Raw genomic sequence first — 17,133 nt, forward strand, 5'->3', positions numbered from 1 at the left:
TATTCCCATCGCAGTGAGCCCGTCAGCACGGCGGCCCCCAGTGGCGGCCCGGGCCGCTGGTCCGATGCACTGCACCGACTGAGCGCACGGGCGGAAGAGACCTCCGGCAGAGGACGTGTGTCCCGCCGAACTGCCGGAGGAGCAGCAAGTGGATGTTTCCGTAGCACTGTGGGTCGGCACGATCGGGGTTCTGATAGCCCTGGTCGTGGCCGACTTCTTCATCGGCGGCCGCAAGCCGCACGAGGTCTCGATCAAGGAAGCCGGCATCTGGACGGCCGTCTGGGTCGCCCTGGCCGTCGCGTTCGGCGGCTTCCTCTGGTGGCACTCCGGCTCGAAGCCGGCCGGCGAGTTCTTCGCCGGGTACATCACCGAGAAGTCGCTCAGCGTCGACAACCTCTTCGTGTTCATCCTGATCATGGGCAAGTTCGCGGTGCCGCGGATCTACCAGCAGCGGGTGCTGATGGTGGGCGTGATCATCGCGCTGGTGCTCCGCGCCGTGTTCATCGCGGGCGGCGCGGCCCTGGTCACCACCTTCTCCTGGGTCTTCTACATCTTCGGCGCCTTCCTGGTCTGGACGGCCTGGAAGCTGATCAAGGACGCCCGGGCCGGTGAGGAAGAGGAGGAGTTCGAGGAGAACCGCCTGCTCAAGTCCATCGAGCGCCGCTTCCCCTCGACCGACAAGTACCACGGCACCAAGCTGTTCGTCCGGGAGAACGGCCGCCGGCTGATGACGCCGATGCTGATCGTGATGCTCGCGATCGGCACCACCGACGTCCTGTTCGCGCTGGACTCGATCCCCGCGATCTTCGGCCTCACCCAGGACCCGTACGTGGTCTTCACCGCCAACGCGTTCGCCCTGATGGGCCTGCGGCAGCTCTACTTCCTGATCGGCGGCCTGCTGAAGAAGCTGGTCCACCTCTCCTACGGCCTGTCGGTGATCCTCGGCTTCATCGGCGTGAAGCTCGTCCTGCACGCGCTGCACGAGAGTGGCGTGCACGTCCCCGAGATCGGCATCCCGTTCTCGCTCGGCTTCATCGTCGTGGTGCTGGCCGTCACCACGGTGACCAGCCTGATCGCCTCCAGGCGGCAGCAGGAGGCCGAGGAGCCCGCGAAGATCGACGCCTGACGGGCCGGGCCGCCAGCGGCCCGCCACTCGGGCGGGCGGCGGCCACGACCCGCCACGTCCCTCCACCAGGAAAGCGCCTCGCACCTCGGCGATGACGGAGCCCCGACGGGGCCCGTGCCATCCCAGGGCGGCGGCGCTTTCCTGCTGTCCGGCCGCCTGTCTCCGCCCGCCCGCCCGCCGCCTGCCGCTCGCCTCGCAGGCGCCTACGCCGGATGCATGATGACCGACTGGACCCGCCGGGCAGCCCCTGTCACCCAACGGGATGATTCCCGTCCCTCGGCGACAGCGCGGCCCTCGCCACCGGGTTACGTTCGGCAGACCGACCCCGCCCCGGGGGTCTTGCCGCGGTGGCGCTCCGTGACTCAGGTAACGGCGCGTAGTGACGCCCGTTGCGTCGGCACCGGCGAGAGCAGGCCTTCTCGGCGACGGATTTCAGCCACTCGAACACCCGCCGCCAATTGGCTGGAACGAATTCTGGGAGCAACTGTCAGATATCGGAGTGTCAGCGCACGGTGATTCGCGCAGGTCACCGCCCGGGTTGCGATCGTGAGCCTCTGAGCTGCGTACTTTTGCGCAAAGGGGACGATCGTCGGGCGCGTCCCGACTTTCCGGAGGGGCTCAGGTTTTGCCCACCTGAGCAGGCGTCAGCGGAGTACCGCGGTGTGGTTATGCTTTACGCCGAAGCTTGCGTTCGGAAGCATCAAACGCAAGAGGGCCGCCCTGCCAGGCGGCCCTCTCTTGAGCTTGTCCCATCACCCTGAGCGACTAGCCATCACCTAGGTAGAGGAACGTCTTCATCGTGCCATACGACCCACCCGACCCCGGGCGCACCCACCTGCATCTCACCGGCATCGCCGGTCAGACCCCCGAGATCCAGCTGGATCTCCCGCTCGAACACACCGGCCGGAGCATCCGGATCGAGATCCCGTACCTGATCCTCGCCGTCGGCGCGGACGCGGGCCTCGGCCTCGGCCTGATGTACGTCGGCCTCTCGGCCCGGATCTCCTGGATGGTCAGCTTCGGGGTCCTGCTCATCCCGTGGCTGCTCCAGCGCTCCCAGCGCTAGCGAGGGGCCCCGCCGAGCGTGGTGCCGCAGCCTGTGGCGGCCACCTCGGCAAGGCGTCCGTGTCGGCAGCGCGTCCGCCTCGGCAGCGCGTCCGCCTCGGCAATGGTGGGGCCGCCCTCGGGGGCGGCCCCACCTGCGGGTGTCACCAGCGGCCCGCTATTCCGCTGCATGTGTCGCGGGATCAAGCCCTCAGGGCTTTCATCTTCCTCTCATGATTCCCGCCGTTCGGCGGGTGCCGTGACGTGCGCACACCTGTGAGACTGTGCTCGCTTCGGGGGGAGGATGGGGCTGTTGTGTGCTGCCTTGGTGTCGACTCTGTGCGGTGTGTTCGGGGAGGTATCGCCTTCGCCTGGAGCTGACGAGTTCCACGCAGACAGGGCGATACATGCACAAGAAGATCCTGCGGCGCTCCGGTTGGGCACGCCGGGCACTGGCCAGATCCATAGCGGTCACCGCGTTGGCGACGAGCGCGTCCATGGTGATGTCCGTGGCGCAGGCAGTCCCGCTGCCGGCCAAGGCACAGCCGCGCGATGCCGTGGCCGGGCTGCCGGCGTACGCGGTCGACGGTGAAGTGGTCCACTTCGACTTCCGGGGCAGCGCCCGCGACAAGGCGGAGTCGACGGACCATCCGGGTACCCCGAACACCCTCCAGGGCGGGCCGGACGGCTACCACCACAACGGTGCCTACGCCGACTTCGCCGAGAACTGGTGGATCTGGGGCAACCCGGACGCGGTGCAGGACGGCCGGACGCTGCGCCTGGACGGCAGCAACCAGTACGTCTCCGTGCCGCTGACGCTGCCCACCGACCAGTCGTTCACCGTCTCGAGCTGGGTGCAGGTCACCAAGGGCGGCCAGCCGTACGGGGTGATCTCGCAGGACGGCGGCCGGGTCTCGGGCTTCTTCCTGAAGCTGAACCCGGACGGCAAGCCGGAGTTCGGCATGCCGCGCGCCGACGACGAGAAGGCGGGCTGGGACACGGTCGTCGGCAAGGACCTGGTGACGCCGTTCCAGCAAGGCGTCATGAAGCCGGACTGGACGCACCTGACGGGTGTGTTCGACGCGCAGGCGCACGAGGTCCGGCTGTACGTCAACGGCGTCCTCGTGGGCCGCGCGCCGCACACCGCCACCTGGAAGGCGGCCGGCCAGGTCGAGCTCGGCCGTGACCTGTGGGCGGGCAAGGCCGGCGACTACCTGCCCGGTGGCATGGCGAACGTGCGGATCTGGCAGCGGCCGCTGGCCGACGCCGAGGTCGCGAACGTCGCCGTCCCGGACGCGGTGGTCCGTGACGACCGCTGCAAGCTGGGCAACTGGCTGCACGCGGGCGGCCCGAAGGCCAAGGGGCTGATCGCCCAGGCGCTGAACGGCACGGGCTCCGACATCGTCTGGAACTCCCTGAACGTGTTCGGGCTCGGCCCGGTCCCCCAGGCCATGGGGCAGGACGAGACCGACCAGCGGGCGGCGAACAACGCCCAGAACGACCGCGTCCAGGCCTGGTCGGCCGCCGCCGCGCCGTTCCGTGAGGACATCCTCCGTAACGGGGGATCCGCAACCCTCCAGAGCGCGCCCGACCTCGCGGGCCCGGTGCAGAAGTTCCTGCTGGAGGACGTCAAGCCGGACTGGAACGGCCCGTCGGTGCCGAAGCCGGGCAAGGCCGCACTCGACACGGCCAAGGCGCTCTTCGACAAGCTCGCCGACAACCCGTACCACATGTTGGGGGTCGGCAACGGGAAGGTCTGGACCCGCGACGCCCTGGACTCGCTCTCCTCCTACCAGATCGCCCGGTTCATCAAGTTCGGCGGATTCCCGACCACCGCTCCGGCCAAGGACTCGGTCGAGTTCCGCACCGAGGTCGAGGACCTCAAGGTGCAGTGGGCCGCCTGCGACGGCAGCAACCCGCCGGACCCGAACGGCGTGTTCGGTGACGTGACGGCCACCGCTGACACCGAGTGGCAGGCGGAGCTGGCGGCCCAGGCCAAGCAGCGCGCGGACATTGCCGCTGCGGACATCCAGGCGTACCAGGATGTCCGTACCGCCTCGAACGCGATGATCGATGCCCAGGGCCAGGCATACGTCATCAGCCAGCTGCTGGCCTTCCAGAAATACTGGGCCGGCCAGCCGAAGAGCGGCATGTTCTACCCGAAGCCGGAGAAGTTCACCCAGGCCACCGCCGCGATGGCGACCGCCAAGAAGGCGATCACCGGTCAGCTGGCGGTCGCCCAGAAGGCCGCGGCCTCGGCCAAGGCGCAGGCGGACAAGGCGACCGCCGCCGAGGCGGACGCGGGCAAGATCGCGCTCGCCAACGGCACGCCGTACGGCCGTGGGCTGGCCTACGCACTGCAGTCGGCGCAGGTCACCAAGGCTTCGGCTGCCGCCGCGCAGTCCGCCGCCAAGGCGATCGAGACCACGCAGAACACCGCCTCGGCGACCCAGGCCGACTCCAAGGCCCTGTACGCCCTCGGCGACGCCCAGACCCACGCCGCCCAGGCCGAGTTCCAGCGCGCGGCCGCGCAGGAGGCGGCCGACCAGGCGCACAACGCCGCCGTCGCAGCCGCCAACCAGGCGGACCAGGCCAAGCAGGCCGCCGCCCGCGCCAAGGCCGACCGCGAGCAGGCCCAGCAGGCCGAGGCCACCGCCAAGGCGGCTGCGGCCGATGCCCACCAGCAGCGGCAGATCGCCGACCAGGAGCAGGCCAACGCCGCTGCGGCGCGGGCGAAGGCGGACGCCGAGCGGGCCAAGGCCGCCGACGCGGAGGCGCAGGCCAAGCAGCAGCAGGCGGCGGCCGACGCCGCGTTGGGCGCGGCCCAGACAGCCGGCGCCACTGCGACGGCGAAGGAGGCCGCAGCCGAGGAGGCGGAGAGCAACGCCGCCATCGCGCGCGATGCGGCCGTCACGGCGGAGCAGAACCGGGATGCCGCGACCTCACGGCAGAAGGCGCTGGAGGCCGCTGCGGCAGCGGCCCAGGGCACCGCCGACGCGCAGGAGACCCGCCAGGCGGCGAACGACGCGAAAACGGCCGCCGACCAGGCCGGTACCGCCGCTGCGGGTGCCCGGAGCTCGGCCGACCAGGCGGGTCAGGACGCAATAGCCGCGCGTTCCGCCGCCACCGAGGCCGCAGGCGCAGCCGCCCGGGCGCAAGCCGCTGCCGACAAGGCCGGCTCCGACGCGGCCACCACCAGCGCAGCTGCGGCGACCGCTCACTCAGCCGCTGCCGATGCCATCGCTGCATCCGGCCAGGCAGCCCAGAACGCTGCGAACGCCAACCAGCAGGCGCACGTCGCGGCCGCCGCGACCGTGAAGGCGCGTCAGGCCGCCCAGGCCACCCGCATCGCGGCGGACAGCACCACCGCCGACAGTGCCCGGGCCGCCGGCCAGGCGTACGCGTCCGCGCTGTTCGCCTCCGCCGCCCGCGATGCGGCGGGCGCAGCGATCGCTGCGGGCAACACCGCGATCGCGCTCGGCACGCCGTTCCGGCAGACCGACAGCGCGGCGGGTCTCGCGGTGCTGATCGGCCAGGCCGGCAAGTCGCTGGCCCAGCAGCAGGCGGACGCCGCCAAGGCCCGCTCGGACGAGGCGGCCAAGGCCGCCAAGGACGCCGCCGCGCTCGCCGCGAAGGCGAACGCGGACGCCAAGGCCGCCGCCCAGTTCGCGGCCCAGGCGGCGGCGGACACCGTCAACGCCTTCACCTCCGTCCAGCAGGCCCGGGACTACGCCGCCCAGGCCGCCACCGAGGCCGCCGGCGCCAAGACGGCCGAGGCCGACACCGCCGAGTACGACCGTCAGGCCAACCTCGACGCCCTGGCCGCCACCGGTTCCTCAGCCCAGGCCCAGACCGACGCCACCGCCGCCAACTCGGCAGCCACTGCCGCCGAACAGAACGCGGCCGCCGCCCGCCAGGCGGCCACCGCCGCCGAGAACGCCGCGGGCACCGCCCGTGGCATCGCCACCCAGTCCGACCTGGACGCCACCGCCGCCGAGAAGGCCGCCGCCAACGCGCAGACCAGCGCCCAGCAGGCCAACCAGGCGGCGACCGACGCGGAGGCACAGGAGCGCGCCGACCTCGAAGCGGCCATGGAGGCCCAGCGGACTGCCCAGGCCGCCGACCCGGCCACCAGCGCCGGAACCGATCTCTCCGGCGATGACGAGAAGCTCCTGCTGGCCCAGTGCGGCCAGTCCTGCGTGGACGACTTCCGCAACGCTCGGGCCACCGCCGGGCAGGACATCCTCGACTGGGTGAAGCAGAACGGCGGGCAGATCCTGCTCGACGTACTCGGCGTCACGGATGCCAAGAAGTGCTTCACCTCGGGTGACGTCGAGAGCTGCCTGTGGACAGCGCTCAACGTCGCCAGCCTGGTCGCCGTGGTCGGCAAGGCTCCCGCCGTCAGCAAGGCCGTCATCCGGATCAGCGAGGGCATCGGCAAGTTCTTCGAGGAGGCCGAGGCCGCCAAGCGCACGCTCGACCGGCTGCGCAAGCTCGTCGAGGAGGCCAAGGAAGGCAAGACCGCAGTGTCTTGCCTGGTCAGCGCCGCAGGTCTGGCCGTCCCTGCTGCTCAGCTCACTGTCCGTCATGCTGCGGCTGCACACGTGGCTCCCCGGGCCGGCAAGCCGCTGTGCATGACGTCGGTGATCGGTGAGGACTCCCTCCTGAAGAAGGCGGCGGAGGAAGCCGGCAACAACCAGCAGGCCCAGCGTGACATCGACAACATGTTCGCCCAGCTGATGGAGGGCAACATGAACCCGGGCATGGAGAACAAGGCGCTCAAGGGCACCGACATCTCCTACGCGCGGGCGAGGAACGGCGGCCGGCTCTTCTTCCGCAACGTCAACGGTACGATCCAGATCGTCGGCAAGGCCGACAAGGGGAACGAACCGAAGGTCATAGCTAGGTTGCTGAAGCTCTATGGAAAGTAGTCCTTTCAAGATCATCAAGACGCCGCGCTTCCGCGTCCAGTTCATCCTGGGGGCCGACGACGATCCACTCACCGTGGAGAACATCGATGCGGTGGTGACCGCCCCGGACAAGACCCGGTGGAGCGTCACTTTCCTGACGCTGGGCGAGATCTCCCGGATCATGGACCGCTGGGTCGGCACGGGGGAGGCTCTCGGGGGTCACTTCTTCCAGTGCCCGGACCTCGTGATCGTGCGCGAGGGCGGCCTGGACGCCATGGTGAAGGCCCTTGAGGGCATCTTCGACGAAGGCGGCCCCGAAGGGGTACTCCCCAGGCTCAACTGATCGCCCGGCAGCAGGCCACCACCTGCTGCCGGGGACGGGCACCCGAAAAACACCGGAGGGCCTGGGCAGGCACAGCAGTGCCTGCCCAGGCCCTCTTGCGGTCCTCAGCTCGCCGCGAAGGCGGACCGTACCGCCTCCAGGGCGTCCTCCGGCGTCGGGGCGATCTCGTCGTGGCCGGTGTAGCCGTCGTCCTCGCCGGGGTCGACCGTCCAGCCGTAGCCGCTGACGGGGAGGAGCCGCCGCCGAAGGCATAGCCGCGCCACGGCGTGGTCGGCGCCTCCACGGTGCCGACCACGATGCGGTGACGCCTGTCAGGTGCGGTTCTTCGGCGGCCAGGTGACCTCATGCGCAGGCGGCCCAGCTGGATGGTCACCAGCCCCGAGCCCACCACTCCGGGAGGTGCGGACGCTCCGCCCCGAGAGTGCTGTCGTTCCCGTGGCCCGGGTAGATCCAGGTCTCGTCCGGCAGGGTGAAGACCTTGGCTTCCAGCCCGTCCATCAGAGACTTGAAGTCGTCCGGTTGTGTTGTCCTTCCGGGACCGCCCGGGAAGAGGCAGTCGCCGGTGAAGAGGTGCGGGTGGCCCTGCGGGTCGTCGTAGGTCAGCACGATCGCGCCGGGGGTGTGGCCCACCAGGTGGCGGACCGTCAGCTCGACGTGGCCGACCCGGAGGGTGTCGCCGTCGTCCAGCGGGAGGCCGGTCGGGACGTCGATGCCCTCGGCGTCGATCCGGCCGGCCGCCGTCCGGGCGCCGGTGGCGGCCACCACCTCCGCCAGCGCACCCCAGTGGTCGTGGTGCCGGTGCGTGGTGACCACCGTGGCCAGCCGGTCGCCGACGGTCTCCAGCAGGACGGGGGCGTCGGCGGCCGCGTCGATCAGCAGCTGCTCGTCGGTGGCGCGGCAGCGCAGCAGGTAGGCGTTGTTGTCGTACGGGCCCAGCGCGACCTTGGTGATGATCAGGTGGGCGAGCTCGCGTACGTCCGGCGGACCGCCGACCTTGACCGCTCCGTGGTACGTCATCGGGCCGTTGCTCCTCGGTAGTCGTGAACATCCGTCAGGTGCATCATCGCGTGCTCAGCCCATCGCGGGAAGCTTCGGCAGGGCGGACCGGACGTCCGTCAGCTGCTCACCGCCCCGGTGGACCCGGAGCCCGTCGCCTTCGGAGCGCCCGGAGAGCCAGGCGGTCAGCGCCCGGACCGGGCCCTCGACCGTCAGCTCGGGCTCCGCGTCCGCCGGCCCGAGCGGGAGCCGGGGGCCGAGGTCGGTGGTGACCAGCAGGGTCGGCGGCAGGCCGTCGAGGGCCCTGAAGTGCTCGGCGAGGCGGAGGAACTCGGCGGCGGCGAAGTCGTGCGGCCAGTCGGCCGGGGTGTAGCCGAGGGCGAGGTCGACGTGGTGGTACTCGACCTCCATCACCCGCTTCCACGGGATCTCGTGGGCGGGGAAGAGATAGCCGGTGCGGTGCCGGACCTGGGCGCTCCAGGCCCGGTCCGGCAGCTTGGCGGCGGCTTCGGCGAGGCGGGCGGCGCTGGCCCGGAGGTCCTCGAACTGTTCGCCGATCGGGCGGTCGGCGCCGTCCTCGATGTCCTGGTCGCGGGCCTCCAGGCTGCGGTACTGCGGGATCTCCCGGCCGGTCCGGGCGCCGTCCAGCAGGTTGACCAGCGAGTCGGCGTTCCGGGCGAGGTGGGTCAGCACGTGGCCGCGGCTCCAGCCGGGCAGTGCGGAGGGTTCCATGACGGCCGACTGGTGCAGCGCGTCGGCGGTGCCGAGCAGGCGCTCGGTGGATTCGGCCAGATCGCGGAGCGTGCGGGCGGCGGTCTCGGCGTCGGACGGTTCGGACATCGGGTCTGGCCTCCGAATGGCGTGGAGTGGGCGTTTCCGGTAAGGGTCCGTGCTCGTTGAAGAACGGGCACTCGTCAGTGACGCTACCGCTGGACGAGGCGCTGAGCAGGGGTTTTCCGAGCGGCCGTGAGAGCCGATACCGCCGCCGTTCGCTCGTTCGGGTGAACCCGGCCGGACAGGCTCGATATTCGAACGCATGAGCTAGTAGGCTGGCGGGCGCACACTGGAAGAATTCACCCGACTGTGCTCGTTGGTCCCTGCAGAGGGAGCATGGAGCCTCTCTCAGCCACCTCCCCGGAGAAAGGCGCCAGAAGCAGTGGCAGACCGCCTCATCGTCCGCGGTGCTCGCGAGCACAACCTGAAGAACGTCTCGCTCGACCTGCCGCGGGATTCCCTGATCGTCTTCACGGGCCTCTCCGGGTCCGGCAAGTCCTCGCTGGCCTTCGACACCATCTTCGCCGAGGGCCAACGGCGGTACGTCGAGTCGCTGTCCTCGTACGCCCGGCAGTTCCTGGGCCAGATGGACAAGCCCGACGTCGACTTCATCGAGGGTCTCTCGCCCGCCGTCTCGATCGACCAGAAGTCCACCAACCGGAACCCGCGTTCGACGGTCGGCACCATCACCGAGGTGTACGACTACCTCCGCCTGCTGTTCGCCCGGATCGGCAAGCCGCACTGCCCGCACTGCTCCCGGCCGATCGCCAAGCAGTCCCCGCAGGCCATCGTCGACCGGGTCCTGAAGCTGGACGAGGGCACCCGCTTCCAGGTGCTCAGCCCGGTGGTGCGCGAGCGCAAGGGCGAGTTCGTCGACCTGTTCGCCGACCTCCAGTCCAAGGGGTACGCCCGGGCCCGGGTGGACGGGCAGACCGTCCAGCTCGCCGAGCCGCCCGCGCTGAAGAAGCAGGAGAAGCACACCATCGAGGTGGTCATCGACCGCCTCACGGTGAAGAGCAGCGCCAAGCGCCGCCTGACCGACTCGGTGGAGACGGCCCTCAAGCTGGCCGGCGGCATGGTGGTGCTCGACTTCGTCGACCTCCCCGAGGACGACCCCGAGCGCGAGCGGATGTACTCCGAGCACCTGTACTGCCCGTACGACGACGTGTCCTTCGAGGAGCTGGAGCCGCGCTCGTTCTCCTTCAACTCGCCGTTCGGCGCCTGCCCGGAGTGCTCGGGCCTCGGCAACCGGATGGAGGTCGACGCCGAGCTGGTGATCCCGGACGAGGAGAAGTCGCTCGACGAGGGCGCCATCCACCCGTGGTCGCAGGGCCACACCAAGGAGTACTTCCAGCGCCTGGTCGACGCGCTCGCTGGCGAGCTGGGCTTCCGTACCGACATCCCCTGGGCCGGCCTGCCCGCGCGTGCCCGCAAGGCACTGCTGTACGGGCACAAGACCCAGGTCGAGGTGCGGTACAACAACCGCTTCGGGCGCGAGCGCTCGTACAGCATGGCCTTCGAGGGCGCGATCCCGTTCGTCACCCGCCGCCACTCCGAGGCGGAGAGCGACAGCAGCCGGGAGCGCTTCGAGGGCTACATGCGCGAGGTCCCGTGCCCGAGCTGCCAGGGCACCCGGCTCAAGCCGGTGATCCTCGCGGTGACGGTCCAGGACAAGTCGATCGCCGATGTCGCGGCGATGTCGATCAGCGACTGCTCCGAGTTCCTGGGGGCGATGAAGCTGACGGCCCGGGACAAGCAGATCGCCGAGCGGGTGCTCAAGGAGGTCAACGAGCGGCTGCGCTTCCTGGTCGACGTGGGCCTCGACTACCTCTCGCTGAACCGCGCCGCGGGCACCCTCTCCGGCGGCGAGGCCCAGCGCATCCGGCTGGCCACCCAGATCGGCTCCGGCCTGGTCGGTGTGCTGTACGTGCTGGACGAGCCGTCGATCGGCCTGCACCAGCGCGACAACCACCGCCTGATCGAGACGCTGGTCCGGCTGCGGGACATCGGCAACACCCTGATCGTCGTCGAGCACGACGAGGACACCATCAAGATGGCCGACTGGGTGGTCGACATCGGTCCCGGCGCCGGCGAGCACGGCGGCAGGGTGGTGCACTCCGGTTCGCTCAAGGAGCTGCTGGCCAACGAGGAGTCGCTGACCGGGCAGTACCTGTCCGGCAAGCGTTCGATCCCGACACCGGCCGTCCGCCGCCCGCGTGACAAGAAGCGGCAGATCACGGTGCACGGCGCCCGCGAGCACAACCTCCAGGACGTCACGGTCGGCTTCCCGCTCGGGACGTTCACCGCGATCACCGGGGTCTCCGGCTCGGGCAAGTCGACCCTGGTCAACGACATCCTCTACACCCACCTCGCCCGGGAGCTGAACGGCGCGCGCAGCGTCCCCGGGCGGCACACCCGGATCACCGGCACCGACCTGGTCGACAAGGTGGTGCACGTCGACCAGTCGCCGATCGGCCGCACCCCGCGCTCCAACCCGGCCACCTACACCGGTGTGTTCGACCATGTCCGGCGGCTCTTCGCGGAGACCCAGGAGGCGAAGGTCCGGGGCTACCTGCCCGGCCGCTTCTCCTTCAACGTCAAGGGCGGCCGCTGCGAGAACTGCTCCGGTGACGGCACCATCAAGATCGAGATGAACTTCCTGCCGGACGTCTACGTCCCGTGCGAGGTCTGCCACGGCGCCCGCTACAACCGGGAGACGCTGGAGGTCCACTACAAGGGCAAGTCCATCGCCGACGTGCTGGACATGCCGATCGAGGAGGGCCTGCACTTCTTCGAGGCCGTCCCGCCGATCGCCCGCCACCTGCGCACGCTCAACGACGTCGGCCTCGGCTACGTCCGGCTCGGCCAGTCCGCGCCGACGCTCTCCGGCGGCGAGGCGCAGCGCGTCAAGCTCGCCTCCGAGCTGCAGAAGCGCTCCACCGGGCGGACGGTCTACGTGCTCGACGAGCCCACCACGGGCCTGCACTTCGAGGACATCAGCAAGCTGATCAAGGTGCTCGACGGGCTGGTCGAGAAGGGCAACACGGTCATCGTCATCGAGCACAACCTCGACGTCATCAAGACCGCCGACTGGATCGTCGACATGGGCCCCGAGGGCGGCAGCGGCGGCGGCCTGGTGGTCGCCGAGGGCACGCCCGAGGAGATCGCGGCCGTCTCCACCAGCCACACCGGCAAGTTCCTCCGCGACATCCTGGCCGGCCGTGACCTGGACGGCCTGGACGGCGCGGACGGCGCCGCGGCACCGGTCAAGGTCGTGGCCCCCCGCAAGCGGGCTGCCGCCAGGAAGAAGTAGCAGGGGTCACCCCACAGGGGCGTGCGGGTCGTCTCCCGGCCGAAAAGGCCGGGAGACGACCCGCACGCCCCTGTGCGTGATCGGCCGTCCGCAGCGGACGCCTCATGGTCCGGGCATAGACTTCCGCCGATCCTGACCGCGTCCCCAGGGAGTCGACACCGATGTCCGAGGCCACCGAGAGCCCCGTCACCACCCGCCGCACGCTGCTCTGCGGCGCCGCCGCCGTGCTCGCCGCCGCCGGCGGCACCGTCGCGGTGACCGGCTGCTCCTCCTCCGCGTCCTCCTCCTCAGGCCCGGCCCAGTCGGCGGGCCCGGTCGACGTCGGCCCGGCCACCGCGGTGCCGGTCGGCGGCGGCAAGGTGTTCCGCGACCAGAAGATCGTGGTGACGCAGCCGACGGCCGGTCAGTACAAGGCGTTCAGCGCCCGCTGCACCCACGCGGGCTGCATCGTGGACCAGGTCCAGAACGCGCAGATCCAGTGCCCCTGCCACGGCAGCCGGTTCGCCATCGCGGACGGCTCCGTCCAGGACGGTCCGGCCCCCAGCCCGCTCCCCGAGTACAAGGTCGCCGTCCAGAACGGGAACCTCCAGGTCACCACGGCCTGACCCGCCGCTCCCCGCAGCCGTCCGGCCGGACGGCCGGGGCCGGGGCCGAGGGGGCCGGGACGCGAGGCGTCACCCCCTTCGGCCCCGCTCAAGGTCTCAGTACCACCGCTGGTAGGACTGGTAGTTGCAGGGGAACGAGCGCAGCCCGTAGGCGCCGCTGTCGTCGATGCACCGCCCGGTGTTCTGGTTCTGCAGCACCTGGGACCCGTCGCCGTACTGGGCGATGATCTGCCAGTTCTGGTACGACTGGAGGTTGCAGTCGAACGAGCGCAGCCCGTAGGCGAGGCTGTCGTCGATGCACCGCCCGGTGTTCCCGTTCGTCAGGCTGAACCAGCTGCCGAAGTACGTGGCGTACCACGTCTGGTAGTTGAGGCCGTTACAGCTGAAGGCGCGCAGCCCGTAGGCGCCGCTGTCGTCGATGCACCGGCCGGTGTTCTGGTCCTGCAGACTCCCGCCGTAGTAGTTCACGGCCGACGGCCGCACCGTGACGTGGGACTGGCTCGGGGCTGCGGCCTGGGCCGGCCCGGTCAGGCCCATCCCCAGGGCGAGGGCGAGCGGGGCCACCAGGCCCAGGATGCGCGAGGTACGTCGTCCGAGCATGCTGTTCCGTCCTCCGAGGTCGACCGGCGCGCACGAGGGGTGCACGTCGGGAGCGGGGGTGGAGGGCGGCTTCCGCGCTCCACCGACAGGAGTCTGTGCGGGCCCGGGGCCGGACGGCTATGCCGCAGACCCGTCCTGGACGGATCCGGACACGCCCGGACACCCGTGACGGTGACCGCCGTACGGGACGGCTCACGAGGTGTCCGACCGAATCGGTACGGTAGAGCCATGGCCGACCCCTCCACGTACCGCCCGGCACCCGGGGCCATCCCGACCTCGCCCGGTGTCTACAAGTTCCGCGACGCCCACGGGCGGGTCATCTACGTCGGCAAGGCGAAGAGCCTGCGGCCGCGGCTGTCCTCCTACTTCCAGGACATCGCGGGTCTGCACTCCCGGACGGCGACGATGGTCACCACCGCCGCTTCGGTGGAGTGGACGGTGGTGGGCACCGAGGTCGAGGCGCTCCAGCTGGAGTACTCCTGGATCAAGGAGTTCGACCCGCGCTTCAACGTCAAGTACCGCGACGACAAGAGCTACCCGGAGCTCGCCGTCACCCTGAACGAGGAGTTCCCGCGGGTCCAGGTGATGCGCGGCGCGCACAAGAAGGGCGTGCGCTACTTCGGGCCGTACGGGCACGCCTGGGCGATCCGCGAGACGGTCGACCTGATGCTGCGGGTCTTCCCCGTCCGGACGTGCTCCAACGGCGTGTTCAAGCGGGCGAAGCAGGTCGGCCGGCCGTGCCTGCTCGGGTACATCGGCAAGTGCGCCGCGCCCTGCGTCGGCAAGATCTCGCAGGCCGAACACGCCGAGCTGGCGGAGGAGTTCTGCGACTTCATGGCCGGCCGCACCGGCGGCTACCTGCGCCGGCTGGAGCAGCAGATGAAGGAGGCCGCCGCCGCCATGGAGTACGAGCGGGCGGCCCGGCTGCGCGACGACATGGCGGCACTGACCCGCGCGATGGAGAAGAACGCGGTGGTGCTCGGCGACGGCACCGACGCCGACCTCCTCGCCGTCGCCGAGGACGAGCTCGAAGCCGCCGTGCAGATCTTCCACGTGCGCGGCGGCCGGGTCCGCGGCCAGCGCGGCTGGGTCACCGACAAGGTCGAGGACATCGACACCCCGGCGCTGGTCGAGCACGCGCTCCAGCAGCTCTACGGCGGCGGCACCGAGTCCGTCCCGCGCGAGGTGCTCGTCCCCGCGCTGCCGGAGCCGGCCGGCCCCGTCCAGGAGTGGCTGACGGGCCTGCGGGGCTCGCAGGTCGACCTGCGGGTGCCGCAGCGCGGCGACAAGAAGGACCTGATGATCACCGTCCAGCGCAACGCCCAGCAGGGCCTGGCGCTGCACAAGACCAAGCGTGCCTCCGACCTGACGACCCGCAGCCGGGCCCTCCAGGAGATCGCCGAAGCGCTGGAGCTGGACAGCGTCCCGCTGCGGATCGAGTGCTTCGACATCTCGCACCTGCAGGGCGAGGACGTGGTCGCCTCGATGGTGGTCTTCGAGGACGGCCTGGCCCGCAAGAGCGAGTACCGCCGCTTCCAGATCAAGGGCTTCGAGGGGCAGGACGACGTCCGCTCGATGCACGAGGTGGTCGGCCGCCGCTTCCGCCGCTACCTCCGCGAGCGCGAGCAGACCGGCGAGTGGGCCGTCCCCGAGGAGGAGGACGGCCCGCAGGAGACGACCGCGAACGGCCCGGTGGACCCGGAGACGGGCCGCCCGCGCCGCTTCGCCTACCCGCCGCAGCTGCTGGTGGTCGACGGCGGGCAGCCGCAGGTCGCCGCCGCGAAGCGCGCCCTGGACGAGCTGGGCATCGACGACATCGCGCTCTGCGGCCTGGCCAAGCGGTTGGAGGAGGTCTGGCTGCCCGGCCAGGACGACCCGGTGGTGCTGCCCCGCTCCAGTGAGGGCCTCTACCTGCTCCAGCGCGTCCGGGACGAGGCGCACCGCTTCGCCATCACCTACCAGCGTGCCAAGCGCGGCAAGCGCTTCACGGCGGGGGAGCTGGACTCCGTCCCCGGCCTCGGCGAGACTCGCCGGCAGGCGCTGCTCAAGCACTTCGGCTCGCTGAAGAAGCTCCGGGCCGCCACGGTGGACCAGCTCTGCGAGGTCCCGGGGATCGGCCGCCGGACGGCGGAGACTGTTGCGGCAGCGTTGGCCTCCCGTCCACCGGCCGCACCTGCGGTGAACACCGCGACCGGCGAGATCATTGACGACAGCGCCGACACGGGCACTGCCGGGCCGGTGACCAGCCGGCCGCCGGACCGCGAGGCACCGACCGACCACACGACGCACCTTACGGAGACGCCATGACGGTCGACGCCGCCCGTCGGCCCCCGCGCCCCGTCCCCACCCTCGCGGGTGGCCCGGGGACGCGGGGCGCCACCATGCGCGTTCTCCCCAGCAGAACCACGGAGAGCGGGGAACCGAAGTGACAGTGTCCGACGATGGGGTCAGCTCCAGGCCGGAGGCCGGGGGAGAGACCGCCCCCGAGCTGGTGATCATCTCCGGCATGTCCGGAGCAGGCCGCAGCACCGCGGCGAAGTGCCTGGAGGACCTGGGCTGGTTCGTGGTGGACAACCTGCCGCCCGCCCTGATCCCCACCATGGTCGACCTCGGCGCCCGCTCGCAGGGCGCGGTGCCCAGGATCGGCGTGGTGGTGGACGTCCGGGGGCGCAAGTTCTTCGACGACCTGCTGACCTCGCTGGAGGAGTTGGAGAAGCGCGGCATCCGGCTCCGGGTGGTCTTCCTGGAGTCCTCGGACGACGCCCTGGTCCGCCGTTTCGAGAGCGTCCGCCGCCCGCACCCGCTGCAGGCCGACGGCCGGATCGTGGACGGCATCGAGCGCGAGCGGGACCTGCTGCGCGAGCTGCGCGGCGAGGCCGACCTGGTGATCGACACCTCCGACCTCAACGTGCACCAGCTGCGCGCCAAGCTGGACGCCCAGTTCGCCGACCACGACGAGCCCGAGCTGCGGGCCACCGTGATGTCCTTCGGCTTCAAGTACGGCCTGCCGGTCGACGCCGACCTGGTGGTGGACTGCCGCTTCCTGCCCAACCCGCACTGGGTCCCCGAGCTGCGCGCCCGCACCGGCACCGACAGCGACGTCGCGGACTACGTCTTCCAGCAGCCCGGTGCCAATGAGTTCCTGGACGGTTACGCCGAGTTGCTCAAGATCGTCGCGGAGGGCTACCGGCGGGAGGGCAAGCGTTACATGACACTTGCCGTAGGCTGCACCGGTGGCAAGCACCGCAGCGTCGCCATGTCGGAGCGGCTGACGAAGCGTCTGGTCGCGGACGGCGTCGAGACGGTGCTGGTCCACCGCGACATGGGCCGGGAATGACCGGCCCCGGGCCGGCCGGCGGCCGGCCCGGACCGACCGGTCCGATCGGCCGGCGGTGACCGGCCGGGAGTGACACAAGCGCCCC

The 17,133-nt window shown here is 70.8% G+C and carries 12 protein-coding genes; 8 read left to right on the plus strand and 4 right to left on the minus strand.

Translation table 11 applies throughout. The features are described 5' to 3' along the window. The first annotated feature begins 148 nt into the window (after positions 1 to 148). From ABD330_RS12345 to ABD330_RS12360, 4 genes are all read left to right on the plus strand, one after another. Complete coding sequence (locus tag ABD330_RS12345) at positions 149 to 1,126, plus strand: TerC family protein (protein WP_344464002.1); 978 nt, start codon at positions 149 to 151, stop codon at positions 1,124 to 1,126. Positions 1,127 to 1,925: 799 nt separating this feature from the next. Further along, positions 1,926 to 2,192 carry a hypothetical protein gene (locus tag ABD330_RS12350; protein WP_344464004.1) on the plus strand — a complete coding sequence of 89 codons (267 nt, stop codon included), beginning with the start codon at positions 1,926 to 1,928 and terminating at the stop codon, positions 2,190 to 2,192. A gap of 385 nt (positions 2,193 to 2,577) precedes the next feature. Continuing rightward, positions 2,578 to 7,101, plus strand: coding sequence for a LamG domain-containing protein (locus tag ABD330_RS12355; protein ID WP_344464006.1), 4,524 nt, complete (start codon positions 2,578 to 2,580; stop codon positions 7,099 to 7,101). Further along, on the plus strand, positions 7,091 to 7,423 hold the full coding sequence (locus tag ABD330_RS12360; protein WP_344464008.1) for a hypothetical protein: 333 nt from the start codon (positions 7,091 to 7,093) through the stop codon (positions 7,421 to 7,423). The genes ABD330_RS12355 and ABD330_RS12360 overlap by 11 nt, the downstream gene beginning before the upstream one ends. A gap of 104 nt (positions 7,424 to 7,527) precedes the next feature. On the opposite strand, the gene ABD330_RS12365 is transcribed toward ABD330_RS12360, so the two are convergent. From ABD330_RS12365 to ABD330_RS12375, 3 genes are all read right to left on the minus strand, one after another. Further along, positions 7,528 to 7,686 carry a hypothetical protein gene (locus tag ABD330_RS12365; RefSeq protein ID WP_344464010.1) on the minus strand — a complete coding sequence of 53 codons (159 nt, stop codon included), beginning with the start codon at positions 7,684 to 7,686 and terminating at the stop codon, positions 7,528 to 7,530. Between the two features lie 106 nt (positions 7,687 to 7,792). Further along, positions 7,793 to 8,440 (minus strand): MBL fold metallo-hydrolase, encoded by a 648-nt coding sequence (locus ABD330_RS12370; RefSeq protein ID WP_344464012.1) that lies wholly within the window; start codon positions 8,438 to 8,440, stop codon positions 7,793 to 7,795. A 54-nt stretch (positions 8,441 to 8,494) separates the two neighbouring features. After that, on the minus strand, positions 8,495 to 9,259 hold the full coding sequence (locus ABD330_RS12375; protein WP_344464014.1) for a maleylpyruvate isomerase family mycothiol-dependent enzyme: 765 nt from the start codon (positions 9,257 to 9,259) through the stop codon (positions 8,495 to 8,497). 316 nt (positions 9,260 to 9,575) lie between these two features. Here ABD330_RS12375 and uvrA point away from each other — a divergent pair, with 316 nt between their 5' ends. Both uvrA and ABD330_RS12385 read left to right on the plus strand, forming a co-directional pair. Then, a complete protein-coding gene (uvrA, locus tag ABD330_RS12380; protein ID WP_344464015.1) occupies positions 9,576 to 12,506 on the plus strand; it encodes an excinuclease ABC subunit UvrA in 2,931 nt (976 codons plus the stop codon). A 161-nt stretch (positions 12,507 to 12,667) separates the two neighbouring features. Continuing rightward, entirely contained in the window at positions 12,668 to 13,111 is a 444-nt protein-coding gene (locus ABD330_RS12385; RefSeq protein WP_344464017.1) for a Rieske (2Fe-2S) protein, read from the plus strand. Positions 13,112 to 13,207: 96 nt separating this feature from the next. Here the strand turns inward: ABD330_RS12385 and ABD330_RS12390 are convergent, their stop codons facing one another. Next, positions 13,208 to 13,711 (minus strand): RICIN domain-containing protein, encoded by a 504-nt coding sequence (locus ABD330_RS12390; protein ID WP_344464019.1) that lies wholly within the window; start codon positions 13,709 to 13,711, stop codon positions 13,208 to 13,210. 228 nt (positions 13,712 to 13,939) lie between these two features. Between ABD330_RS12390 and uvrC the strand changes: the two genes are divergently transcribed. Together uvrC and rapZ are read left to right on the plus strand one after the other, a co-directional pair. Then, a complete protein-coding gene (gene uvrC, locus ABD330_RS12395) occupies positions 13,940 to 16,018 on the plus strand; it encodes an excinuclease ABC subunit UvrC (RefSeq protein ID WP_344464021.1) in 2,079 nt (692 codons plus the stop codon). A 124-nt stretch (positions 16,019 to 16,142) separates the two neighbouring features. Next, the gene (gene rapZ / locus ABD330_RS12400) at positions 16,143 to 17,048 is read left to right on the plus strand and encodes an RNase adapter RapZ (RefSeq protein ID WP_425555516.1); all 906 of its coding nucleotides are present in this window, start codon (positions 16,143 to 16,145) and stop codon (positions 17,046 to 17,048) included. Positions 17,049 to 17,133: the final 85 nt, after the last annotated feature.

The organism is Kitasatospora kazusensis (assembly GCF_039529945.1).
Lineage (GTDB): Bacteria > Actinomycetota > Actinomycetes > Streptomycetales > Streptomycetaceae > Kitasatospora > Kitasatospora kazusensis.

Bases quoted from the DNA above. Each gene is read 5' to 3' on its own strand.
- ABD330_RS12355 (WP_344464006.1), top strand. From the start codon at position 2,578: ATGCACAAGAAGATCCTGCGGCGCTCCGGTTGGGCACGCCGGGCACTG.
- ABD330_RS12360 (WP_344464008.1), top strand. From the start codon at position 7,091: ATGGAAAGTAGTCCTTTCAAGATCATCAAGACGCCGCGCTTCCGCGTC.
- ABD330_RS12375 (WP_344464014.1), bottom strand. From the start codon at position 9,259: ATGTCCGAACCGTCCGACGCCGAGACCGCCGCCCGCACGCTCCGCGAT.
- uvrC (WP_344464021.1), top strand. From the start codon at position 13,940: ATGGCCGACCCCTCCACGTACCGCCCGGCACCCGGGGCCATCCCGACC.
- ABD330_RS12385 (WP_344464017.1), top strand. From the start codon at position 12,668: ATGTCCGAGGCCACCGAGAGCCCCGTCACCACCCGCCGCACGCTGCTC.
- ABD330_RS12370 (WP_344464012.1), bottom strand. From the start codon at position 8,440: ATGACGTACCACGGAGCGGTCAAGGTCGGCGGTCCGCCGGACGTACGC.
- ABD330_RS12390 (WP_344464019.1), bottom strand. From the start codon at position 13,711: ATGCTCGGACGACGTACCTCGCGCATCCTGGGCCTGGTGGCCCCGCTC.